Origin of the sequence: Methanobacterium sp., assembly GCA_030017655.1 — an archaeon.
Lineage (GTDB): Archaea > Methanobacteriota > Methanobacteria > Methanobacteriales > Methanobacteriaceae > Methanobacterium_D.
In genome coordinates this window covers 33,076-57,086 of the sequence record JASEIM010000013.1, presented here as the reverse complement: position 1 = coordinate 57,086, position 24,011 = coordinate 33,076, and the positions used below count along the sequence as shown (strand labels likewise).

Sequence of the window (24,011 nt, the reverse complement as noted above, 5' to 3'; positions counted from 1 at the left end):
ATCGCTGCAGACGGGGTAGGATACGGTGATGATGGAACAGCGTGGGGCGGAGAAATATTACACTCAACCCGTGATAAATACAAAAGAATAGGCTGTTTAATGCCCCAAATGATGGCTGGAGGTGATCTAACCACAAAATATCCGATAAGGATGGTTATATCCATGTTGTATGAACATTACAGCCATGAAGAGCTTAAAGATCTCATGAAAAAGGAATATGTCCATTATTTTAAACATGGTGAAAAAGAAGTGGATTTAGTATTAAAACAGCTTGAAAGAGGATTTAATGTTGCTGAAACTACAAGTACTGGTCGTGTTCTTGATGCTATTTCAGCCTTACTTGGAATATGTGGAGAAAGGACTTATGAAGGAGAATGTGCAATGAAACTCGAATCCATAGCATATTCTGGGCAAAATAAGATAGACATTCCAGTTAAAATTAAAAATTACAGAGGTATGGATGTGGTAGATACATCATCAATCCTGATTTCAGTTTTAGAAAATAAAGAAGCAGGAAAGTCCATAAAGGACATTGCATGTTCTGCTCAATATGCTGTTGCCTCAGGACTTGCAGAATTGGGAATAAAAGCTGCAGATAAAACTGGAGTTAACATTATAGGAGGTTCAGGCGGGGTATTTTATAATGAAGCCATCAGTAAAACAATAAAAGATGTTGTATTAGAAAATGGTTTTGAATTTATCCAGCACACCAATTCATGTGCTGGAGATGGTTCTGTATCTCTTGGACAGGCCGCAATAGCAGCTATGCACTGTAAATCAAGTTAAGTTATTTAAATAAAAATAAAAAAAGAGTATTTATCTTGTTTTTTACTGTCCTTTTCCTATTCTTCTTGACATTTCTTTAGGACTTATTCATTTCCCTTTGTCCAGGAATATCCTCCGGATTGTTTATCACCAAGTAGATTTTTACCTCGGCCTTCCAATCCTTCATTTACATGTATTTCGCCTTTAAATGTAGGTAAATCAGAATCTACCCTTGGCGTTCTGCCCCTTTCATATTCTTTTTCAACATTTAAGCTTGTTGTAACTTTATCTGCTTCAGTCCAAACTTCCCTTTTCCTTTCTTCTTCTAATACATCGGTTTCCATTCTTCGTTCTTCAGAAGTCTCTTGAGTCATTCTTCTTCTTTTTTCTTCCATCATTCTTTCTTTCTTCTTCATTCATTATTTCACCTCAGCCATTTAATCTTTAATATCAACCTAAAATATTCTTAAAGGCACAATTAATGTTAGAAGAAGAATAAAAAGTATTAGTATTGATATTTAATTATTATGAGCAATGTGCCCTCTTAAAATAATTAAATATTAATTTTAGTTAGTCTTTTTATTTGTAACTTAGATTATAAATAAGTTACTAATATTTAAAAAATAAGTATTATACAATATTTATAAAATACCCATAACCTTTTGAATACCATATAACTTAAAAATTTCAGATAAAAATAGGTAAATATGTTTATTAACCTTCTATTCGGTTTAATAGACTTTCAGCATATTTTTTAGCCCTATCATATTTTTCAATTAATAATTTGAGCTCATCAACAGCTCCCTCTTGACCCATCTGCAATTTCTCTTCAACTGCACGAAGTTCAGAAAATTCTTCACCTATTACATTCATCTTAATAGAATCAGGACCTATAAATATCTTAATCTCTATATCCTGAGTTATTCCGTAATATTTACGGGGCCTACCCCTTTCTATCTTTTTGAAGGATGATGTGAGCATTCCAAGCTCTTCCATTGCTCTAAGATGCTCAATAATTGCTTTCTGTCCGATTTCAAGCTCTTTAGAAATCTCACTGACAAAGCGGGGTTCTTCTGTTAAAAGATTTAAAATATCTCTCCTTGTTTTACACCCCATAACATCAAGTATTGCTTCCAGATCCATGTTATCCCTTTATATTAAATGATTGACAAAAGTGATTTTCACCAATTCTAGTTTTGATCATATTAGTTTAGTGCGAAAGATTTATATAACCTTTTGTTACTATAACCTATTAAAGATTACTATTGTTTTTATCACTTCAAAAGGTGAATTAATGACTGATAAAGATGAGCTGAAAACCTTAAAAAACGATCTGAAAGAGAAGGAAGAATCAATTGAGGATCTAAAAAAGCAGATTGAGGAAAAAGATCAGAAAATTGATGATTATTACTCTCAAATACAGCGCCTTCAGGCTGATTTTGAAAATTACAAGAAAAGAACTGAAAAAAGCATGAGCGAACACATAAAATATGCTAATGAAGGTTTAATTCTTAAAATAATAGACATCTATGAAGACCTTGAAAGAGCACTTAAATCAGACGAAAAAAGTGAAAACGTCAGAGAAGGCGTTGAATTAATATATAAAAACCTTAAAGATTTACTTGAAAAGCAAGGGCTTTCTGAAATCCCTGCAGAAGGAGAAAAATTCGATCCCTTCAAGCATGAAGCTTTAATGACTGAAAACCATGAAGACTACGAAAGTGGAGTAATTACAGAAGAACTCGCAAAGGGATACACCCTTAATGATAAAGTAATTAAATATGCAATGGTAAAAGTCTGTAAAAAATAAAAATAACTTATATTTATATGATAATAGTAAAACAAGGTGATATCAATGGCTAATAATAAAAAAGAAAAAATCATAGGTATAGATCTTGGAACAAGTAACTCCGCAGCAGCAGTACTGGTTGGTGGAAAACCTACCATCATACCAAGTGCAGAAGGAGCTACACAATATGGTAAAGCATTTCCAAGTTATGTTGCATTTACTCCTGACGGACAAAGGTTAGTTGGAGAACCAGCGAGGAGACAGGCAGTAACCAACCCTGAAAACACCATAAGTGCCATAAAAAGAAGTATGGGAACAGATTACAAAGTAAATGTAATGGGAAAACAGTACAGCCCCCAGGAAATCTCAGCTTTTATTTTACAAAAAATTAAGAAAGATGCTGAAGCTTTCCTTGGAGAAGAAGTACATAAAGCCGTAATTACAGTTCCAGCATACTTTAACGATAATCAGAGGACCGCTACAAAAGATGCAGGTACAATTGCGGGATTAGAAGTCGTAAGGCTCGTAAACGAACCAACCGCAGCAAGTCTTGCTTATGGTATTGATAAAGAAGAGGAAGAAGAATTAGAAATCATGGTTTTTGATTTCGGTGGTGGAACACTTGATGTAACCATCATGGAATTTGGTGGAGGCGTATTTGAAGTAAAATCTACCAGTGGAGATACTAAACTGGGCGGAACTGACATGGATAACGCTATCATGAACTACCTTGCAAGCGAATTCAAAAAAGATACTGGCGTAGATCTCATGGTTGATGATCAGGCCGTCCAGAGACTTCGAGAGGCTGCAGAAAAAGCAAAAATAGAACTTTCGACTACCTTAACAACCGACATAAATCTCCCATTCATAACTGCAACTGCAGAAGGACCTAAACACTTAACAACGACCCTAACAAGGGCTAAACTCGAAGAACTGGTTGACCCAATTATAAAAAGATGCAGTGGACCAATGGAACAGGCGTTATCTGACGCTAAAATGACTAAATCCGATATTGACAAGATTATATTAGTCGGTGGCCCAACAAGAATGCCCGTAGTACAGAAATTCGTTGAAAACTTCATTGGTAAACCAATTGAGAGAGGAATAGACCCTATGGAATGTGTAGCTATGGGTGCTGCAATCCAGGGAGGAGTACTGGCTGGAGAAATTAAAGACCTGGTATTACTCGACGTTACACCATTATCTCTCGGAATAGAAACCCTTGGTAGTGTATTTACCAAACTAATCGAGAGAAATACTACAATCCCGACCAAAAAGAGCCAGATATTTTCAACAGCAGCAGATAACCAAACCTCTGTAGATATTCATGTATTGCAGGGTGAAAGGCCAATGGCACATGATAACACCACCCTTGGAAGGTTCCAGTTAGTGGGAATACCACCAGCGCCAAGGGGAATCCCTCAAATTGAAGTTACATTCGATATTGACGCAAATGGTATCATGAATGTTTCAGCTAAAGATATGGGAACTGGAAAAGAGCAAGCAATTACAATAACTGCTTCAACTAAATTATCACAGGAAGAAATCGACCAGAAAATCAGGGAAGCTGAAATGCACGCTGAAGAAGATAAAAAGAGACAGGAAGAAATTCAAATCAGGAATGAAGCTGATTCAATGATTTACACCTCTGAAAAAACTCTTGAAGAGCTTGGCGATAAAGTAGATAAAGATCAAAAAGAAAAGATAGAAGCCCTGGTTAAAGAACTCAGAGAGTTAGTTGGCGGCGATGATGTAGCTGCAATTAAATCTAAAACCGAAGAACTGACCAAAGTTGTTCAGGAAGTTGGTGCTAAAATCTACCAGGAAGCTCAGCAAGCCCAACAAGCTCAACAGCAAGCAGAGCAAAATGCACAGGGTGCTCAGGGAAGCCAACAAGCCAACAATGATGACACCATAGATGCAGACTATGAAGTTAAAAAATAAATAGCAAAAACTCCTATTATAAAATAAACACAAATTGTAGGGGAACCTCCTCTACACATTATTACTTTTTATTTAATCTAATTTTTGATTTAAAGTGAGGGTACGATTAAATGGCAGAAAAGCGCGATTACTATGAAGTCCTTGGAGTAGAACGAGGCGCAGATAAAAAAGAGATTAAAAAGGCTTATCGTAAATTAGCAATGAAATATCACCCTGATGTAAATGACGATCCAGAATCTGCTGAAAAATTCAAAGAAATAAGCGAAGCTTATGCTGTTCTTTCAGATGAAGAGAAGAGAAATACATATGACCAGTTCGGACATGCAGGAATGGGTGGATACTCTAACGAAGATATATTCAGAAATGTAAACTTTGATGATATATTTAGAGGCTTTGGATTTGATTTCGGAGATATATTCGACATGTTTGGTTTTGGTGGAGGTCGAAGAAGAAGCCGCACCGAACGCGGAGCTGATGTTTATCATGATCTCACCATAACCCTAGAAGATGCCGCTTTTGGACTTGAAAAAGACATAGAGGTATTCCATAAAAAAGTTTGCCCCACCTGCGAAGGGTCAAAGGCAGAACCGGGATCAAATACCCACCAATGTGAGCGTTGCGGAGGTACAGGACAGGTACAGCAGGTTAATCGAACTCCTTTTGGTCAATTTGTTAATATAGCTCCATGTTCTCAGTGTAGAGGAGAAGGAGTAATTATTGAAAACCCCTGTCATGAATGCCGCGGAACTGGAATTGTAAGAGAAAAAAGCACAATCCATATTAAAGTTCCGCCAGGTGTAGAGGATGGGTCCCGCCTTAGAGTACCTGGAGAAGGAGACGTGGGTAAAAGAGGAGGACCTCCTGGAGATCTCTACGTTTTAATTACAATTAAACCTCACAAATTATTTGAACGTCATGGGGCAGATCTGGTTTATGAAATGCCAATAAGCTTTGTGCAGGCGTCACTTGGTGATGAAATAGATGTCCCAACCCTTGGTGAAGAAATTGTAAGTCTTAAAATCCCTCAAGGGACTCAACCAGGCACATCTTTCCGTATAAAAGGTAAAGGAATGCCTCATTTACGCTGGAACGGTAAAGGTAACCTTTATGTCAAAGCCAAGGTAATAATACCTAAAAAATTAAGTCCCAAGCAAAAAGAACTTTTAAAGGAATTTGCAGATATAAGCGGAAAAGAAATCTATGTTGAAGATAAGGGTTTCTTTGATAAAGTTAAAGACGCTATTAAACACTGACCCTACTTTTTAAGCTTTATAAACTTCTTTTTTTTACTTTATTTATTAAAGATTTTTATTACTTAAATTATTTAAATTATGATTCCTATAAATAAGATATGATTCTCATTTTTAAGGGAGTATCATGATGAAAAGCAGATTTAAATGGGCATTATTAGCTATTGTAATTCTGCTGATAATTTTAATACCCTTTTTCCTTTTTAATGACTCTGTAGAAACCTGGATTGATTACTTTTTTAATTCTTCTCCACCTAAATTATTAGTTGGAATAGCTATTGGAGGGCTTTTATCCATTGATATTTTAGCTCCCGTTCCATCAAGTGTGGTAAGTACAGCTGGAGGTTATTTTTTAGGTTTTATTTCAGGAACTCTGATTTCATTAGCTGGAATGACAGTTAGCTGCATTATTGGCTACTGGTTAGGTAAAAAATTTGGAACCCCTATTTCAGAGCGATTAGTAGGCCCTAAAGAACTTTCAAAGCTTGAAAAACTTCAAAAAAAATATGGTGACTGGATTATTATTATATCACGGGCTGTTCCTGTTTTAGCTGAAGCTTCAGTTATTGTTGCAGGTATTGGAGGTATGCCCCTGAACCGGTTTATTTTATTAATTTTACTGTCAAATTTAGGCATTTCATTAGTATATGCTGCTATTGGGGATTATTCTGCACACATTAATTCCTTTTTACTGGCATTTGCCGGAGCAGTTATTTTACCCACCATTACAATGACTATTTTGAAATTAAAAAGCTAACCATTAAAATTAAGAGCTTCACCAAACTTCTTATAATCGTTTTTGCCCGGACTGGAATTCTGGAAGTACCTCCTCTTTATAGAAATCAATGAATTCATGCTGATTATTACCTATCTGCTGAATACATACCTTATCAAACCCTGCATCAATATTTGACTTTATCTTATCAATATGTACTTGTGGATCAGAACTGCAAGGTATCTTTTCTGGTATATCTTCTTTTTTAACATTCTTTGCCAGTTCTTCAAAATGCGTTTGTGTGGGAATATCCCAGCTTATATTTCCCTTAATGGCCATTAAAGGCCAGTATTTATATACCATGTCCACTGCTTTTTCATCAGTTTCTGCCCAGCTAAGTGAAGTTTCAGAATATGAGGGTTTACCTTTTCCTCCAGTCTGATTAAATATATCTAAAATTTCTTTCTTCCCACCACTTACAATCAGCCCATCTCCGTTATTTGCTGCAGTAGTAGCCGCTATTGGCCCGTCTGCAGCCATGTATATAGGTGGAAGCTCTTCAGGGAGAGTATATATCTGTGCATTTTCAACGTGATAATAATATCCATTATAATCCTGCATCCCTCCCTGCCAGAGAGTTCTGATAACATCTACTGCTTCTGCAAGCATTTCAATCCGTATAGGTGCTGATGGCCAGTGATCTCCATATATATGTTCATTTAAGTTTTCACCAGAACCTACTCCTAAGATAAACCTTCCCGGCATCATTGTTGCTACTGTAGCCACAGCTTGAGCCACTAAAGCTGGATGTTGCCTGATTGTCGGGCATGTTACTCCTGTCATTAAATTTAAATCCTCCGTTACCTGCGATATGGCTCCAAGGGTACTCCAGACAAATGGACTGTTACCCTGCTGGCTTAACCAAGGATGATAATGATCAGATATTGCTGCAAAGTCAAACCCTGCTTCTTCAGCATGTTTAGCGTAACTTATTAGTTCTTGAGGTCCAAATAACTCGCTTGCAAGCTTAAAACCAATTTCTACCATAATTGATACCTCCAAATCTTTGATTTGGGGCCGCCGAACACGAATGTTCGGGCCTCCGAATGCAATGCATTTGGGAGCGCGGAAACATAGTTTCCACCGGCATGCGAAAATTTCATTTTCGCGGCCACAAAACTTCCAGTTTTGTGAGCATGTAAAAAATCTATGATTTTTTACGGTTGCAAATCTAGATTTGCAAACATTGGAAATCTCTCAAAAATCTCTCAAAAATTTTATAAATTTTTGGAGCAATCAAACACGAAGTGTTTGGTACATCGAAAGTTTGCTTTCGATAGCACAAATCGAATATTTGCTAACTATGATTTTTTGGGCATTCAAACATTTCATGTTTGATGCATCGAAACTAAAAGTTTCGATAGCGCAAAAAACCTAGTTTTTGCAGACTTAGATTTCCAAAGTTCAGAAAAATCTTTTGATTTTTCTTCAATCCCCTAAAACTTTCATCTTAATGAATTTTTTTGATTTCATGATCAAATATCCAAGGAGCGATATTGGATCAATAGAGTGTGGAATCTATTTTTATATATTATTAATAATATAATATAAAGTATTAATGGTGATGGTTTATGAATGAAGAAATTGATAAAATATGGTGGACATTTCCCCGGTTTAAGATAGAAAAAATGGTTACTGGATTAGAATTACCTGTAAACCTTGCATTTGTCCCGGAACCAACTGAAAACCATGATGACCCCCTTTTATATGTCACAGAATTATATGGAAAAGTTAAAGTAATTACCAATGACTGGAAAGTACATACATACGCTGAAAATCTTCTAAATTATGAGCCTAACTATGAATTCCCAGGTACAGGAGAATCTGGATTAACTGGAATCTGTGTTGAGCCTGAAAGCGGCGACATATTTGTTTCAATGATCTATGAAGATAATGAAGATGTAAAAAATAAATTAGTAAGGCTTAAAAGTAAAGATGGCCTGAAAATGGACTCAATGGAGACCATACTTGAAGATATACCTTCAATTAAAGCTGCACACCAGATGCAGGCCATTACCATAGGATTTGACGGCAAATTGTATGTGAACCTTGGGGAAGGGATGGTAAATCCCGAAGTAGCTCAGGATGATAATGAACTTCGAGGTAAAGTTTTAAGAATAAATTTAGATGGCTCTATTCCTGAAGATAATCCAGATCCCGATAGTCCTATTTTTGCTAAAGGTTTCAGGAATCCTTTCGGCGCCAGATGGCGTAAAAGTGATAAATCACTATATATAACTGATAACGGACCCGCCTATGATGATCGAATTGCTAAAGTGGAAGCTGGCAAAAACTACGGCTGGCCCATGAACATGCGCCAGAATTCATTATTCTGGTCTAATTTAAGCCAGGGCATAACTGCTCTTGATTTTATGCAGAATGGAGAATTCCCATATGAATTTGAAGATGAGCTTTTTGTTGCCTTTTTCGGAGGTTCATATGAAACTGGGCCAGCTATAAAAGGAAAAAAAATAGTAAAAATGAAATTAAATGAAGATGGTTCAGCAATTAAATCATTCGATATATTTGTAAGATATACGGGAGAACATGCTGCAAGCCCCTGCGGTTTAGCTTTTGGTCCTGGAGGATTATACTTTACCGATCTGCATGGCGAAAAAAATGGCCAGATGCGTGCTGCAAGCGGAAATATATTCCGTGTAAGTTCCATAATAAAAGCAGAAGGAGAGATAATTGTCCCATATACTAAGGAAAATGCGGGCAGATGTCTCTGTCCTGGATGTCCAACTCGTAACGAATGCATGCGAAATAGAAATCAGCGCCTTTTCTGCTCTCAAGGAAAAACTGAATGTGAACTTGAGAAAATGGGTTGTTTATGTGGCCAATGCCCAATTCAGGGAGATTATGGATTAACAGAGTTCTATTACTGTGCTGAAGGTGCTGCTAAAAAGTAATATAATTTTAATGCCAATAAACGCGATTAAGGTGATTATTTGGCTGAAATAAATCTTATTGTTCCAGATACAAAAGAAAACGCGGAAAGATGCCGTTGCCCGCAATGTCCCGTATATAATGAATGCATGGGAAAAAACAATGAACGACTTTTTTGTTCAATAGGAAGTTCAGGATGTGATCTTCAAAAAAGAGGATGTTTGTGCCCCCATTGCCCAAACGAAATTGAATATCGATTAAATAGCTTTTTTACTGTGAAAAAGGAGCAGCGACAGAAAAAAATGTTGCAAGTGAAAATTTAAAATAAATAAATTACTTATTTAATTTCATTTAATTTTTGATTAATTTTTTAATGATTTAAATTGAAAAATGGCTTAATAATAAATATATGTAATTTAAAAAATCTATTATATTAATAGCTGTATTGAATTTAAAGTAAGTTAATGAAATCTGGGATGATTTAATGCGAGAAGATGTAGATGTTACATGGATATTAACTAAAATTGGGGATTTTTTGGATTTGTACCTAAAATAATTCAAATTGATGAAAATACTACGTATTTTCTGAACATTAGAAAATCTTTGATTTTATATGCTCACAAAACATTCAGTTTTGTGGCCGCGAAAATTGAAATTTTCACACGCCCGAAAACAATTTTTCGAGGGCCACAAAAAATAAATAATTTTTTGAGGTCATATCCAAAAATCCAGAACTATTAAAGGCTTATTTTGATAAAGTTGAAAAACTAATGAAAAATGATACTTTACCAATTCTAACAAAGGAATTTATATCAATAGGAGCTGCAGTTGCTGCAGGGTCAGAACATTGTCTTAACACCCATATCGAAGTTGCCACTGAATTTGGAGCTAAAGAAGAAGAAATATTGCTTGCAATTTTAATTGGTGCATCCATCAGTGAAACTGCAGCGCTTTCCAAGTCTTTAAGGGTTTATGAAGATAAAATAGGATAATATAAAAATAGTTCGCTTTTGGATTTCTTTTTGGACAATAATCAGATTTCTTTGAGGTATGCTTTATTTTAGAACGCGCATTTTATTTTGGCCCATCTTTTTTTTAAAGATGGGGTATGCCGAGAGTAACCCACCTTCTGTTTCAGCAGCATTCATCTATGCGGGCTACCTCTGCCTCATACAGGATTCATCGACAGCATTTGCCCTTGCATCCCGCGAAATGGCCGTTTCACCGTTCCTTTTGATATCTTCAGCTTGTGCATCATTTTCATCTATCAAAAGACGTTTCGTTTCTGCTCCAGAGTTATGCATCTAAACATGTGCCTCATGACACCGCGGTTCTGTATGATGGATGGAGTTTCCTCAGTTTAAATTGCATTAAAGCAATAAACCGTTAGCTGCTCTTCGGCTTACCCCCAACTTTTTTAATAAAAAGCCCAAAAACACAAGTGTTTAGGGCGCCAAAAATCTTTCAATTTTTGAGCGGTTGATTAAAAACAAGCGGGCTTCACCCACTTTAAAATTATTATTTCAATGATAACTTTAAAATTTTTCTAAAATTTGTGTCCCAAGAATAAAGGAAACCTCAATTGAAATTTTTAGGAATTTAAGAAAATATAATAATGAGTAGCGGGGCCTAGATTTGAACTAGGGCTCTCGGGGTTATGAGCCCCGCGGGATCACCAGACTACCCCACCCCGCTGTAGTATCATGGTTTGTACTTTGGAGTATATAAAGGTTTCTTTTAGTTGAATTTAATGAATTATTTTTTATTTTAGTTTATATTGAAAAAATAATTATTTGAATGTGATTTTAAATAAAATTGGACTGAAAAGTATTCTTTTATTAATAACTAATCCCTGTTTTCTAATTCTTTAATTTCATGAGTTAAAGAGTATCCTACAACAGTCCTTATGGCCACAATTATTGCCAGAGTGATTAACTGATCAAATGTGGGTTCAAGAACTGATTTTATAAGATCTGCAACTATGAAAAACTCTAATCCAAGCACTATTTTATAGGTAAAATCACGCCTTATATTACTATAATCATTTCCTCTACTTAAAATCTCAATTGCAAGGACCTTAACTGCGGCTCTTATACCACCGTAAAAAATAATTATTGCCCCAAAATAAGAAAGAAAAATAACTAATATATTAATTATATCCAAAACTTCGACCATTTTATCATTCAACATTTATAAATGAAAAACTAAAATGTACAGTTATTCAGATATTTCTGGTTCTTCTTCCTCCAGTGCCTTTAATCTTTCCTCAATGTGATCAAATTTTTTATTTGCATGTCCTCTGAATTCATCAAATCGTTTAGCAAGGTCATCTACATCACGAGATACTTTACTGTACCTTTTTTCGAGTTCATTCAGGTCTGATTTTGTGGCCAGTGCCCAATCTTTTATAAGTTGATCACTCTGTTCATGTAAGAATTCGTCTATTCTACCAGATAAAACATCTGTGCTTATAGGAACATCCTTCACTCTTCCTTTTAGCTTTTCCCCCATTTCAGATACTCTTTCGCTTACTCCTGACATTCTACCTTCCCCTTCAACATTGCGGCTGCTGTATTGTTGGGAAATCCCTTCCGAAAAGCGTGTCCCTGCATCCGAAACTCCTTTACCCATACTAGAAACACTTGATTTTACGGTATCGAAACCTGCACTACCTGTTCTATTCATTTCCTGAATGTAATAATATAATAGTACAATAATTGCTCCTGCTAAAATCAGAATTGCAAACAACTCAAGTGGGGTCATATTTCACTTCCTCCTTTACCTTTCCTTTTCAATCTTTTTATCCAGTTCTTTTTCTTTATTTTCAAGGTCTTTCATCAATTTTTGGAGTTTTCCGTATTCTGCTTGAGCTTCAAGGCGCGCCATTCTTTCGCTTAATTCACCGTGTAGGAATCCCACTTTATTCATGATTTCTGAAGTGTCTCTTCTGATGCTTGCCAGTCTTTCTTGCTGTTCTTTTGGTAATGGCAAAGCATTTTCCAGAAGGCGCTTAGATTCAAGGTCTTTTTCAACTAAAGAGATCTTTTTAAGCTCCACCTGCTTTTCTACAAGCGCCACATTATTTTGAGTTTCTCTGACCCTTTTCCATTGAGTAACAACAATTATGATAACGATTGCTGCCACAATGCCCATAATTATCAAAACAATATTCTGTGAAATTTGAGTAGCAATATCAGCCATAATTTTCACCTTTTTATTATTAATCTGTTTAAGCATATATTTATGCTTAATCATTTAAAGTGGCTTTTAATTAATTCTAAATAATGTATATGGAAACTCCAATATATATCAATTGAAGTTATAATCCCAGAATAAACATAAATTATTGTTTACAATTTTTAACCATTTAAATTTAAATTTTTACCCATAATTAAACTAAATGTTTCTTAAAAGCCATAATGTAATTTTATTTCCTTTTTAAGGACATTAGATCATCATATTCATTACTATCTCCATTTAATTCTTTTTGTATCCAACTACCTCCATTATTATTATATGATTCCTCTTTTATATTGTTAAATTGCGTTTTCAAGCTTGAAATTCTCCTATCAACCTTTTTAGCGGTGCTTCTTCTCTTTTTGAAAGTAGAAATACCCCATGCTACAAATATGACTGATAAAATTATTATAAAAAGCTTAAATATGTCTAATCCTGGCAAAATAGTCAAAAATGGAAATCCCGATATGTAAAAAGTGTCTTTATTTATTTTATTTTGAATTATTGGCCCCCCATCCAATTAGTTTCCAGAGTAACTCCACTCCTTAATTTGATTTATAGGTTTAATTATATTAATTATTCTATAATCAATTGAACTTAATAATATAACACAAAATATAAACAACTTAATTTAACGAAGATATAAATAGATTAGGTCACAAAGAGACCCTTTTATCATTTTCAGTAGATTTAAGTTTAATGAACAATAATTTTAACAAATAAAGGGCCAATATTAAAATTAAAAAAATATATAATTAATTGTCTAATACATACAAACCCATAATTTATTACTCAAAAATTAGAATTATACGTGATTATATGATTGATATGTACAAAAAAGCCGGAAAAATAGTTTCAGAAGTTAGGAAAGATGCTGTAGACTACGTTAAGGAAGATATAAAAATTATAGAGCTGGTTGAATTTGTTGAAAATAAAATAGTAGAACTTGGAGGAAAACCAGCATTTCCATGTAATGTTTCAATAAATGAAATAACTGCACATTATACTTCACCTATCGGAGATGAAAAAACTATAAAGTCAGGAGATCTGGTTAAAATTGATTTAGGGGCTCATGTTGAGGGATATATTGCAGATACTGCAATAAGCGTGCTCATTGGTGATGACTCAGATAACCATGATTATCATCTTAAAATGATAGATACATCTTATGAGGCTCTTGAAAGTGGAATTAGTACTGTGAAAGCAGGTGTAGAAATTGGAAAAGTTGGAGAAGCTATAGAAAACACCATTAATAATAAAGGATTTAAATCAGTTTCAAATTTAACCGGTCACAGCATGGATAGGTGGATACTTCATTCAGGCGTTTCAGTTCCAAACATTAAGGAAAATAATCCCCATAAACTGGAAGAAGGAGATATTTTAGCCATAGAACCCTTTGCAACTGATGGGATTGGAAGGGTTACAGATATGAATGAAGCTCATATATTCAGATTCCTGAGAGATCGGCCTATGAGATTGATACACGCAAAAAGAGCTCTAAACAAAATTAAAAGTAATTATAAAAACCTTCCTTTTGCTCAAAGATGGCTTCAGGGACAATTCAGCGAACACCATTTGAACAATGCAATGAGAATGCTTATTTCCTCAAGGGCAATATACCCTTATCATGTGCTCAAAGAGAAGAGCAATGCGGTTGTAGCACAATCTGAACATACTGTAATTGTAGAAAGCGACGGTTGCCAAGTTATAACCGAGTAATTATTCCACGCCTCCATCACCTGATCCGGCATCAAAATCACTATAAAAATCATCAAATAAACCAAAATAATCCAGAACAGATATATCCAAAAAATCGAGACTATCCAAATTTCCGTATTCATCCAGATAGCCAAGAGGTACTGCATATAAATAATAACTATAATAATCACTCACTTTAGATTCCGGCTTGATCTGAGACAGTATTCTGTTAAATTTTTTAATATCTTCTAAGTTATAGACATCTGAAAGAAGGATATGGGTTCCAGTAACAGATAAATAGGCTTTTGCTCTTCCTAAATCTTCTTTTATCCATTTTTCAAGATATTTAGCTTCATCAAATAATTCCACTATCTTATCTCTTACTTCTAATCCTTTATTTGTTAATACATAGCTTGTATGAGGAATTAAAGAAAGAAGCATCTTTCTCTGTCTTTTAAGATAACCTCTACACACCAAATTATTTCTTAAGCATTTATCCTTATATAATACAGAATTAACTTTATTATGCAGCATTTTTGTAAATTCTTTTAATTCCAATTGAGAATGATCCAAAACTAAATCGTTTAATATCTTTTCATGAGGTTTAAGATTGGTGCTGAAAAAATCTCCTTTACTTATAATAACAACTTTATAATCTTCCTTTAAGAATTTAGATTCATTTTCTTCAATATTTACCTTTAAAACTCTTCTTAAAATAAGATCCATCAATGTAATTTTTATCATTTCATTTCCAGAAGATTTAGGAGAAATAATTATTAAAGATTCAGCAGGAGTTAGATCCAAAGACTCCATTTCTTTTAAACCTCTAAACGGTTATTAAAATAATTCAGTTTTAACTTCTTATGGATATTATAGCTGATTTTACTTTTTGTTTGCCATCCCTATCCCTTAATTGATAATATATTTCATCTGCAGACTTCAGATATTTTATTGCATTTTCAATATCATCTTTTTCTTTATATATAAGTCCAATGTTGTATAGAGCTTCTGCTGTTTCTTCAATATTATCAGTTTCCATACAGTATTCATACGCTTTGTTAAAATAAATCAAAGCTTTATCTAAATTACCATGACGCATACTCCTTATTCCTTTTAACATTAAATCTGATGTCTTCTGGTGTTTTTCAGTTGAACGTGACCGATAATAAATCACCAGCATTGCTCCATAAGCAAGGGCCATTGCCCCTAAAACTGTAATCAAATCCATTTTAATCAACAATGAAACTTATCAATAAATAATTTTAAAAATATTAACTTTTTAAAAAATAAAAAATTTGTAGGAAATTAATCCTACATCGAACCTAGTAGTTTGCTAGCGGGTCTTCTTTTTCTGTACTTGCCTTGTATGGAACTGGCAGTCCCATTGCTATCCTGTCGTCGATGGTTTTCTGGTTTTTCTCTTTCTTCTCTTTGGCGAGTTTTTCGAGAAGACCTAAACCTGGTTTTACATCTGCCATTGGTTTGGTTTCAATTAGACCTGCATCAACAGCCTGTTTGAATAAACTGTCACCAGCATCTGTTCTGGTGAGTACTGTTGACCAGCCGTCTGGTGAACCTACAGAACCTGTTGAAAGGTCTGCTAGCTCTGCAACGTAGTCTAGGCAGACATTACATCCATTTTGTTCGTATCCATGTGTTTCTTTAAGTGGTATGCTTAAAGTATCATCTGCTGTGTGTACCCAGAATTTACCTTTACCTATGTCCATTTTTTCAACCAGTTCTGGGCTAACTCCCATTTTCTCTGAGATGAATGTTCTCAGGGATTCGAATGGGAAGTTTTCCATACAGTAAATACCTAGTATAAGTGCAATTTTGTCTGCAACAAATCTCACACCAAATGGATATGACTGCATTTTTCTTATACCCATGGTTTGACATGGAATAGCTACTGTTCCTATTTTTTCAAGACCATATTGCCTTGCAGCTTCTTTCAATGTCCATACATTTGGGGAAAGTGTGTATTTAGTACCTGCTGCAGCTAAAATTTCATCAGAAGTCATTGCAACTTGTGGAACCGGTTTCCACATGTCTTTTCCAGGTCCTGCTACAACTGCACCGTCAATAATTTTTTCATCAAGAGCAAAAGATAGAAGGGCTGTTACTATTCCTCCGTCCTGTGAAATCTTCTGGATCTGTTTATCGGTTGATCTTGCAGATAGTGCTTCTTTATATGTTCCTAATACCATTTTCAAGCCTCCTATAATCCGGTATCCTTTTTAATTCTTTCCATTGGCCACCAGCTTCTTGGACACTGGGTGTAACAAATACCGCATTTTACACATCTGTCACTGTTTAATTCTGGTCTTCCGCCAGTCATATCCAATGCACGTGTCTGGCATGCCATTGCACATGTTCCACATCCGATACATAATGCCTGGTTTACGACTTTTAATTGAAGATCGCATCCACATGCTTCTGTGTAACCTACAAGATCCATCATTGGTTGTAAGTAATCCATATCTCCATTTATTGCTGCAACTACAGTTTTAGCAATTATTTCTGGTGATGGTGGGCATCCTGGCATTGCTAAATCCACTTTTACAACATCAGCAACTGGTACAAATGATTCGTGAGCTGGTTGTGCTTGCTGTCCACCTCTGGAGTATCTGGTGAAACAGCCTGTTGCAGCACATGAACCAAATGCAACAACTAATCCTGCTTTTTCCCTAACTTCTTTTAATTCTTTTATACTATGTTCGTCCTGTAAACAGACAGATCCTTCTATTAATGCTATATCCATTTCTGGTATGTCCCATCGGTCTACCAGTGTTTGTCCGTAAACTATATCCACCATTTCGGTGAGTAAAGGTGCTAAAATGTCGTAGTTTTCACTTAGCGACATAACATCCCCAGTACATCCGCTTAAGTGAATGTACCCTATCCTTGGTTTCGGTTTTTCTTCAGCCACTTTTTCAACCTCCTCTTCTGAAGCTACTTCTTTTGTTTCTGGCTTTTTTGCCTCTGGCTTTGTTTCCATTCCTAAAAAATCTTTTATTCGGGCTAACATGAGCTAATCTCCCATTTCTTTTAAAATTATTTTAATGGCCTTGGGAATAGCGTCTTCAACGCTCTTGGTTAGACCCATTACCACATCAGGGGCAGAGACAGATTCTGGTTGGCATCCAACTACGAAAACTTCGCATTGTTTACTTAGCTCATGCAAAGGTTCTTCTACTGACCATGAATGAGCATCTGTATATGTTCCCCTTGGAATCTCTGTTACCTCGAATCTTCGAACTGTTCCAGGTTCAGCGCCTGAATCAACTATATCCACCACTATGAGTTTCTTCCATGATTCATGTGGCAGAGAAAAGATGAAGTGTGGTGCGCTGGTTCCTGCATCTATAAGCATTGTATTTTCTGGAAGTTCATGATCTTTGAAATAATCCTGTAAAGCCTTTATAACTGCCGGTCCAAATCCATCATCTTGGAAAAGGACATTTCCGCAGCCAACTATTAAAATCTCCGCATCGTATGGCATTTTAATATTCCCTTTATAATCTGACCATATCTTCTTTTAAGATGCTCCTGTCGTCGTCATCTATTACGATCACGTGGGTTGCACAGGATAGACATGGGTCGTATGCTCTTATTACGTGTGGCCCGTATTCGTGATGGAATCCTTCAGTTGCTGGTCCCATGGTTGGTATGTTCCATGTTGTTGGGACTAAAGCGCTGTAGAATTCAGTTTTACCGTTTTCACCTACCTGAGCCATGTGAACATCCATTCCTCTTGGTCCTTCAATTGCACCTATTCCAAGTTTACCGGTACCTCTAACATCGAAGTTACCGACGTTAGCAGGTGCTGATGTGTTAAGTTCATCCAGTATAGCTATTGCTCTTGAAAGAGCGGATTTCATCTCTAAAGCCCTTGCTAAGTGCTGAGCAACTACACCTTTTTCTTTAAACCCTCGGTATTCTACGGCTCTTGCTCTTGGACCTACTTCTACATTTACACCATCATATAATGGGATGGTTGAACATGCTTTTTTACCGATTTCTGGGTCATCATACCATCTTTCAGGCATTACTTCAGTGAATCTGTCAAGGTCAAAGAATTCACGGTTACCGTAAAGATTATCAGAAGCTATGGTTGGCTGGTTGTGAACACCTAAACCTGCAGGGAAGTCTGCGTCTAAAACTAGACCTGCAATGAGTTCTACGTGTGCATCCACTTTTGGTTGAAGTGCTTTTAATCTTGTGTAAAGCCTTTTTCTTGCTAATTCACTTATGTTTCTGGCCATTCCACCAATTCTAATATCTGATGGGTGTATACCTTCCCCAGCAACCATATCAACCACATATTGTGCATTCTTTCTTATTTCAGAGACTGAGTTTATGGCTGTTACCATTAAGTCTTCTGGAACAATGTCAGGTGCTACTAAAAAGTGGTGTATAGCATGACTGTTTACATGGTGAGCCATTAAAGTTAGCTCTCTTAATTGTTTTCCTGCTTTTGGTGGCTCTATTCCTAAAGAATCATCCATAGCTTCTACTGAAGCGAGGGTGTGAGGTATAGGACATACTCCACAAATTCTTTGGCAAATTACTGGTGCTGTTTCCGGAGCTTTACCGGTAACGATTTTTTCAAGCCCTCTAACCGGAGTAATACTTAAGTATCGCCCCTTAGTTACAATTCCTTCATCATCGACTTCCATGACCAATTCTGCGTGTCCTTCTTGCCGTGATGTTGGCGAAATTACTTTAGTTTCGCTCAAATGTATCACCTCTTGTTTTTATATTTAATGAACATCATTATTTCATTATTAACAGAATAGTATAAGCTTTTCTTTGAAAAAAAAAATGAAAAATGTATATATTATTAAAAACAGATAATGTATTTTATAATTATTTTACAAAAAAATCATTTATGAAATAAAGGTTTTATTTAGTTCTAAATCAAAAATAAAGAAATTATAATAGCCAATAAATTTAATATTATATGAAGATGTACAAAACTATATAATCCAAGAAACTATATTAGTAAATATTATTTGAGTAATAACTCCAATTTTTAAAACCAGAAAAATTCAACAAGAGGTGAGCTAATGGTAAATACAAAGATTCTACTGTCAGTTGCCATTGTACTAATCATAGGTATTGCAGCGGCAAGTGTTCAAATGACTTCAAATTCTCCAAGTTTATGGTCATTTACAACTCCCCAGGACACCACAACTGATCAAAGTCAGAATACTCAGTCCGAGCAAGTTCAGAGCGGAGTTCAAGACGGAACATCATCAGTAAGTGGTCAAAATGGAGCTGGAGGCGATAAAGTGAAAATATCAATAACAAAAGCCAAATCAATAGCACAAAACTCTATTGAACAAGCCGGTGTTAAAGCAGGCACTCCAAAACTAACAACAATGAACGGAGAACAAGTTTACGTCGTTCCAGTTATAGATGAAAAAACCGGTGATAGAACTGGAGAGATCTGGATAGACGCACAAACAGGTGAAGTAATTGGAGGTGCTGGAGGTGCACCATAGATGGTTGAAATGGTTGAAACCGAAGTTGAATGCTGTAAAATAATTTCTAAAGATGTTAAAGATGCAGTAGTTTTAGAAGGATCACCTGAATTAGGTTTAATAGGAAATATAATTGGCTGGCTTCTAGTAGAAGAGCTTAATATGGAGGAAATAGGATATATAGACTCCAAATATTTCCCTCCCCTTGCAGTACTTTATAAAGGGAAGGCAATCCACCCATTCAGGATATATGCAACTGAGGGAATAGTAATGTTCCTTTCAGATTTCATAGTTCCACCAGAAGTGACCTATGACATGACCAATGCCATAGTAGATTGGATGGATAGAAATAACAGTAAGGAAATAATTACATTAAACAGCATAGTTGTAAGAGAAAAAACTACAGGAATTGCAGGAGCAGCAAACTCCGATGAATCATTAGAAAGACTTGGTAAACTAGAAATACCAATATTACCATTTGGAAACATATCTGGATTATCAGGAACCCTGCTTACCAGAAGCATGCAAAAAGGCATACCTGGATCCTGCCTCTTTGCAGAAGTATTAAGCCCATATCCAGATCCAAGAGCAGCCGCTATCGTAATAGATGCTCTAAACAAAATGTTAGGCACAAACGTTAATGCAGAACCCCTCATAAAAGAGGCTGAAGATATAGAGGCGAGGCTTAAAGAACTGGCTCAAACAGTGCGAGGAGAACCAGAATCCCCAGCTTACATGTAATAAGGGATTCTTCTTACAATTTTTTTCAAATTGTATTAACAGTGTGCTTTATATACCAGAATAAACAATCTACTAATTACCAATTTTAAACAGTATCACAAGGGCCCGTAGCCTAGTTGGATAGGGCGTCGGACTTCTAATCCGAAGGTCCCGGGTTCAAATCCCGGCGGGTCCGCTAAACGCTCAAAAAATCGAAGATTTTTTGGCGCCCCGGAAATCAATGATTTCCGAGGGCTTTTGAAAAAAAGTTTAATCAAAAATAAAATATGAAAATTAAACCTCGCTTCGCTCGGAAAGAAAGAAATTCCAAGCGCGAACTATTTATTTTAATTCTAAAACAAACCTAATGATAATTCTAAAAGAGTAAATTTATAAATTATATTAATCAATTGTCTATCATAAGTGGGCCCGTAGCCTAGCCAGGATAGGGCATCAGACTCCTAATCTGAGGGTCCCGGGTTCAAATCCCGGCGGGTCCGCTTCCACCTTTTTTCAGAGAAAAAAGGATGGATCAAAAAAATCCTCGCTTCGCTGCGGTAAGAATAAACCCCAATCAAACTCAATTATTAAAAAATGTTCTCAAACAGTTTCAAATAAAGAATTTCTAAAATGCAGAATTCTATCATTTTAATCCATTTTCTTTGATTTTATTAATAACAAGAGATAGAACTTTTTTGAATTCTTCTAAATGTTCTCTATCATTATCATTTTCCAAACGCCATATTAAACCGTTTGTACCTTCTTTAGCAAAATCTTTCAAATCTGAATATAAGTTTATAATAGATTCTCCATCCTTAACTTTACCTAAAATACTAGTATATTTAACAATTATTGTATTCTTAAATTTACTTTCTGGTAAATAACCTTCAAATAGGCTAACTAAGTTTTCATCCAAATTAACATTCATTGAAAAGCCAACTGTACCCCAATTAATTTTTAAATCATTTTTGTTAGCAAAATATATAAGATCTTCAAAGAATTCTTTTTTAGATGGATCTAAAGACTTTAAAAATTCATCCTCGGATATTTTCTTTCTATTAGAAACTGATTTTCTTATTTGGGCTTCCATTGTCTGGCCAATGACTCTAGGTACAAGTGTTTTCAATTCTTGACCATTATATTTACCAATAAATTGTTTAATTTCCACGGCCAAGACATCTGCAGGGTCCATTTGTTCATTTAAAAATTCTACTATTGTTTTTAATTCCTTTGGAATAATATCTGCAACAAAAACCATTCTAATTTTACCTGCTTGCAGATTAATCTTAACTTTTTGCCAAAATCTCTCAGGTTCAATGCTTAAGTCAGAATCTTCAGATAAAAATTTATTCAAATCATTTTCATTAATTTCAGCCATAATTTCTTCAATTTTAAGGTGACGTACAGCATTTGCAGCATAATCTAGCATTTGACCAACTACTTCTCGCCGGATACGAGTATCACTCCTTCTTTTTACTTCAATAAGAGTTGGAATACCTTCTTGATCTAAAAATAGATGATCAACTGGGAGGATTCTTGCACCATCTTCTTCAAAAGCTATTCCCATCTCTCTGCTTACTAACAGCCATCTTCTAGGGGAATTAGAGTACATTTGTTCTCCAACTAATAAACTCGGATATTTTTCTAGTAACTCTTGTAGAACGATTTCTCTTTCATATTCAGTTTCTTCCATTTCAATTAGTTCATCGTCTTCTTTTACCAAAAATATCTTATCTTTCATAAAAAAACCCTTTATCCAAATTTTTGCTGAATTCTGCCCTTTAAATATGAAAATCCTATAATAACTAATTAAATACGTGTAATCATTAATCTTCATTTTTATATGATTAATATTTAATATTTTGCATGTTATGATTAACTATAAATAAAAATGTTACATGAATTTAGGGTGTTAGTGTGTCAGGATATCCATAATAACTCTTTTTTCTAAAAATCTTCTGTAGCTGATTATTTATATCATTTTATCATAAGATTTCAAAAACATTTCTGAATAAGAAAAATTTCAGAGGTTTATTTTACTCAAAACCACATCATAATACTTTAAAAATCGTTCTGCTTCATTTACACGGCACTCATCATTTTCACATTTCTTATTTACAATGATTATTACTTCATCAGCAACCGGAACGTGCGTTAAAACCAAATTTTCATCATATTTCTTTATACGCTTTTCTAAATGTTTATAAGTCTTTTCGGAAATTCCAGTGTCTTTAAAAATTAATTGGTGAGTAACAGGTCCTTCATCTTGAGCTAAATATTCTATCATTTCTATCACCTGAAAATTAATTCAATTAAATCTCACTTATTAAGTCAGCGAGCTGATCTAAATTCCCCACCTCAAACACTTCAGCCCCAGCATCTTCATAATATGAAACACAGCTATCTGCAGCATTCCATTTCTTTTTTTCCTCAGGATTCAAGATTAAAACTCTTTTAGATTTCTTAACCATGTTTTCAATTAGATATGCGCTGCGTGGTATGCCATCCTCCTTGGGTCCTGCCCAATCCCTACAATCACTTAAAATGAGGACATATGATTTGCTATTTAAGTTGGCCTTCTTTAAAAAGCTTTCAAATGCTGTAAACATGTTTGATTTACCGCGGATCATGGAATTATTCTGCCTGATCTCTAAAACTTTAAGAAATGCATCAACTAAATCCGGTTCAAATAGGGCAGATGTTGTTTCAGCAGTTTTATTATCAAATTCAAATGCCCTTGCCCTGCTAAACGAATTTTGGGCTGCATAAACCATGCAGAAGAACCAGATACTTATCCAGTCGCATGAAACGCTTACATCGCTTAAAAAATAGTGGTTCTGCTTTTTTATTTTGGGTTTGCTTTTTACAAGCTCCAGAAGGGTACCGCCATGTTTCATGTTTTTTCTGATGCTTCTTCTAATATCTGGCCTTTGCTTTTTGGCCTGTTTATATCTCTGCACCCTTTTTATGGCAATTTTTCGGCCGAGTTTCTGGCAAAGGTCTATTAATTCCGGTTGTAATGTGTTTAAGGTCTTTATATCACTTTTTAGTAGTTCAGAATTGCCCTCTCTGTTGGCATTATCGTTTATGTCATTTAATGTGTTTTTAATATAATCAATTTTATATTGTTGAGCTTTATCTCCAGAATCAAAATCAGAAACCCTTTTGGTGCTAATTGACACATTGTATTTTTTTAAGAACTTAGATTTATCTCCCAGGCCAGATGGTTTTCTTTCCTCTTCTTTTCCTTTTTTATCAAAGAATAATTCGAATAATTCGTTGAATTTCTTTCTCTGACGCTGATCCTTAAGGTAAATGCATGCTAAAGCTTCTTTCAGGTTTCCATTATCACTTTTAATTAGAGGAGCAGCTTCACATGCCATTTTTGTGCTCCTAATACTTGCGGGAATTCCATTTTCCCTTAAAACACTTGAAAATTTAACTATTTCATTTATCAT

The 24,011-nt window shown here is 35.1% G+C and carries 26 protein-coding genes, 3 tRNA genes and 1 other RNA gene; 12 read left to right on the top strand and 18 right to left on the bottom strand.

Translation table 11 applies throughout. From position 1 onward, the window contains the following. Window positions 1-786 (top strand): carbamoyltransferase HypF (locus QMD61_07235; GenBank protein ID MDI6724423.1); only part of this gene is annotated, 786 nt, incomplete at its 5' end. 83 nt (window positions 787-869) lie between these two features. Here the strand turns inward: QMD61_07235 and QMD61_07230 are convergent. Continuing rightward, the gene (locus QMD61_07230; protein MDI6724422.1) at window positions 870-1,181 is read right to left on the bottom strand and encodes a hypothetical protein; all 312 of its coding nucleotides are present in this window, start codon (window positions 1,179-1,181) and stop codon (window positions 870-872) included. A 298-nt stretch (window positions 1,182-1,479) separates the two neighbouring features. Further along, window positions 1,480-1,908 (bottom strand): ArsR family transcriptional regulator, encoded by a 429-nt coding sequence (locus QMD61_07225; protein MDI6724421.1) that lies wholly within the window; start codon window positions 1,906-1,908, stop codon window positions 1,480-1,482. A 151-nt stretch (window positions 1,909-2,059) separates the two neighbouring features. On the opposite strand from QMD61_07225, the gene grpE reads away from it, so the two are divergent. The 4 genes from grpE (at window position 2,060) to QMD61_07205 (ending at window position 6,505) form a co-directional block, all read left to right on the top strand. Next, on the top strand, window positions 2,060-2,575 hold the full coding sequence (gene grpE / locus QMD61_07220; protein ID MDI6724420.1) for a nucleotide exchange factor GrpE: 516 nt from the start codon (window positions 2,060-2,062) through the stop codon (window positions 2,573-2,575). Window positions 2,576-2,620: 45 nt separating this feature from the next. Beyond that, window positions 2,621-4,498, top strand: coding sequence for a molecular chaperone DnaK (gene dnaK, locus QMD61_07215; GenBank protein MDI6724419.1), 1,878 nt, complete (start codon window positions 2,621-2,623; stop codon window positions 4,496-4,498). 110 nt (window positions 4,499-4,608) lie between these two features. Then, window positions 4,609-5,751, top strand: a complete 1,143-nt coding sequence (dnaJ, locus tag QMD61_07210) for a molecular chaperone DnaJ (protein MDI6724418.1) — start codon at window positions 4,609-4,611, stop codon at window positions 5,749-5,751. A gap of 127 nt (window positions 5,752-5,878) precedes the next feature. After that, a complete protein-coding gene (locus QMD61_07205; protein MDI6724417.1) occupies window positions 5,879-6,505 on the top strand; it encodes a VTT domain-containing protein in 627 nt (208 codons plus the stop codon). Between the two features lie 30 nt (window positions 6,506-6,535). Here the strand turns inward: QMD61_07205 and QMD61_07200 are convergent, their stop codons facing one another. Then, window positions 6,536-7,510 carry a TIGR03557 family F420-dependent LLM class oxidoreductase gene (locus QMD61_07200; GenBank protein ID MDI6724416.1) on the bottom strand — a complete coding sequence of 325 codons (975 nt, stop codon included), beginning with the start codon at window positions 7,508-7,510 and terminating at the stop codon, window positions 6,536-6,538. Window positions 7,511-8,094: 584 nt separating this feature from the next. Between QMD61_07200 and QMD61_07195 the strand changes: the two genes are divergently transcribed. Both QMD61_07195 and QMD61_07190 read left to right on the top strand, forming a co-directional pair. Beyond that, a complete protein-coding gene (locus QMD61_07195) occupies window positions 8,095-9,435 on the top strand; it encodes a PQQ-dependent sugar dehydrogenase (protein ID MDI6724415.1) in 1,341 nt (446 codons plus the stop codon). Window positions 9,436-10,128: 693 nt separating this feature from the next. Beyond that, on the top strand, window positions 10,129-10,404 hold the full coding sequence (locus QMD61_07190; protein MDI6724414.1) for a carboxymuconolactone decarboxylase family protein: 276 nt from the start codon (window positions 10,129-10,131) through the stop codon (window positions 10,402-10,404). 114 nt (window positions 10,405-10,518) lie between these two features. Here QMD61_07190 and rnpB read toward each other — a convergent pair. The 6 genes from rnpB to QMD61_07160 all read right to left on the bottom strand — a co-directional run bounded on the left by rnpB (window position 10,519) and on the right by QMD61_07160 (window position 13,169). Then, window positions 10,519-10,818, bottom strand: an RNA gene (gene rnpB, locus QMD61_07185) — RNase P RNA component. Window positions 10,819-11,032: 214 nt separating this feature from the next. Beyond that, window positions 11,033-11,107, bottom strand: a tRNA-Met gene (locus QMD61_07180). Window positions 11,108-11,257: 150 nt separating this feature from the next. Further along, the gene (locus tag QMD61_07175; protein MDI6724413.1) at window positions 11,258-11,587 is read right to left on the bottom strand and encodes a DUF1622 domain-containing protein; all 330 of its coding nucleotides are present in this window, start codon (window positions 11,585-11,587) and stop codon (window positions 11,258-11,260) included. 42 nt (window positions 11,588-11,629) lie between these two features. Then, complete coding sequence (locus QMD61_07170) at window positions 11,630-12,175, bottom strand: hypothetical protein (GenBank protein MDI6724412.1); 546 nt, start codon at window positions 12,173-12,175, stop codon at window positions 11,630-11,632. Window positions 12,176-12,190: 15 nt separating this feature from the next. Then, a complete protein-coding gene (locus tag QMD61_07165; protein MDI6724411.1) occupies window positions 12,191-12,613 on the bottom strand; it encodes a hypothetical protein in 423 nt (140 codons plus the stop codon). Between the two features lie 226 nt (window positions 12,614-12,839). After that, window positions 12,840-13,169, bottom strand: a complete 330-nt coding sequence (locus tag QMD61_07160) for a hypothetical protein (GenBank protein ID MDI6724410.1) — start codon at window positions 13,167-13,169, stop codon at window positions 12,840-12,842. Between the two features lie 299 nt (window positions 13,170-13,468). On the opposite strand from QMD61_07160, the gene map reads away from it, so the two are divergent. After that, entirely contained in the window at window positions 13,469-14,368 is a 900-nt protein-coding gene (gene map / locus QMD61_07155; GenBank protein MDI6724409.1) for a type II methionyl aminopeptidase, read from the top strand. Here map and QMD61_07150 read toward each other — a convergent pair whose 3' ends face one another. The 6 genes from QMD61_07150 to frhA all read right to left on the bottom strand — a co-directional run bounded on the left by QMD61_07150 (window position 14,369) and on the right by frhA (window position 19,086). Further along, entirely contained in the window at window positions 14,369-15,160 is a 792-nt protein-coding gene (locus tag QMD61_07150; protein MDI6724408.1) for a hypothetical protein, read from the bottom strand. A gap of 40 nt (window positions 15,161-15,200) precedes the next feature. Further along, window positions 15,201-15,575: a tetratricopeptide repeat protein gene (locus QMD61_07145; protein MDI6724407.1), complete on the bottom strand. Its 375-nt coding sequence runs from the start codon at window positions 15,573-15,575 to the stop codon at window positions 15,201-15,203. A gap of 94 nt (window positions 15,576-15,669) precedes the next feature. Continuing rightward, on the bottom strand, window positions 15,670-16,554 hold the full coding sequence (frhB, locus tag QMD61_07140) for a coenzyme F420 hydrogenase subunit beta (GenBank protein ID MDI6724406.1): 885 nt from the start codon (window positions 16,552-16,554) through the stop codon (window positions 15,670-15,672). 11 nt (window positions 16,555-16,565) lie between these two features. Beyond that, window positions 16,566-17,375 (bottom strand): coenzyme F420 hydrogenase subunit gamma, encoded by an 810-nt coding sequence (gene frhG / locus QMD61_07135; protein MDI6724405.1) that lies wholly within the window; start codon window positions 17,373-17,375, stop codon window positions 16,566-16,568. A gap of 3 nt (window positions 17,376-17,378) precedes the next feature. After that, window positions 17,379-17,849 carry a coenzyme F420-reducing hydrogenase, FrhD protein gene (gene frhD / locus QMD61_07130; protein ID MDI6724404.1) on the bottom strand — a complete coding sequence of 157 codons (471 nt, stop codon included), beginning with the start codon at window positions 17,847-17,849 and terminating at the stop codon, window positions 17,379-17,381. 13 nt (window positions 17,850-17,862) lie between these two features. Next, window positions 17,863-19,086 (bottom strand): coenzyme F420 hydrogenase subunit alpha, encoded by a 1,224-nt coding sequence (gene frhA, locus QMD61_07125; GenBank protein MDI6724403.1) that lies wholly within the window; start codon window positions 19,084-19,086, stop codon window positions 17,863-17,865. A 330-nt stretch (window positions 19,087-19,416) separates the two neighbouring features. Here frhA and QMD61_07120 point away from each other — a divergent pair, with 330 nt between their 5' ends. From QMD61_07120 to QMD61_07105, 4 genes are all read left to right on the top strand, one after another. Further along, entirely contained in the window at window positions 19,417-19,854 is a 438-nt protein-coding gene (locus QMD61_07120) for a PepSY domain-containing protein (protein MDI6724402.1), read from the top strand. After that, window positions 19,855-20,574, top strand: a complete 720-nt coding sequence (locus tag QMD61_07115; protein MDI6724401.1) for a proteasome assembly chaperone family protein — start codon at window positions 19,855-19,857, stop codon at window positions 20,572-20,574. A gap of 101 nt (window positions 20,575-20,675) precedes the next feature. Continuing rightward, window positions 20,676-20,749 (top strand) — tRNA-Arg (locus QMD61_07110). Between the two features lie 229 nt (window positions 20,750-20,978). Then, window positions 20,979-21,053: transfer RNA gene (locus QMD61_07105), tRNA-Arg, on the top strand. 143 nt (window positions 21,054-21,196) lie between these two features. Here QMD61_07105 and QMD61_07100 read toward each other — a convergent pair. The 3 genes from QMD61_07100 to QMD61_07090 all read right to left on the bottom strand — a co-directional run bounded on the left by QMD61_07100 (window position 21,197) and on the right by QMD61_07090 (window position 24,011). Then, a complete protein-coding gene (locus QMD61_07100) occupies window positions 21,197-22,294 on the bottom strand; it encodes a hypothetical protein (protein ID MDI6724400.1) in 1,098 nt (365 codons plus the stop codon). 282 nt (window positions 22,295-22,576) lie between these two features. After that, entirely contained in the window at window positions 22,577-22,840 is a 264-nt protein-coding gene (locus tag QMD61_07095; protein ID MDI6724399.1) for a hypothetical protein, read from the bottom strand. A gap of 25 nt (window positions 22,841-22,865) precedes the next feature. Then, window positions 22,866-24,011 carry a VWA domain-containing protein gene (locus QMD61_07090; protein MDI6724398.1) on the bottom strand — a complete coding sequence of 382 codons (1,146 nt, stop codon included), beginning with the start codon at window positions 24,009-24,011 and terminating at the stop codon, window positions 22,866-22,868.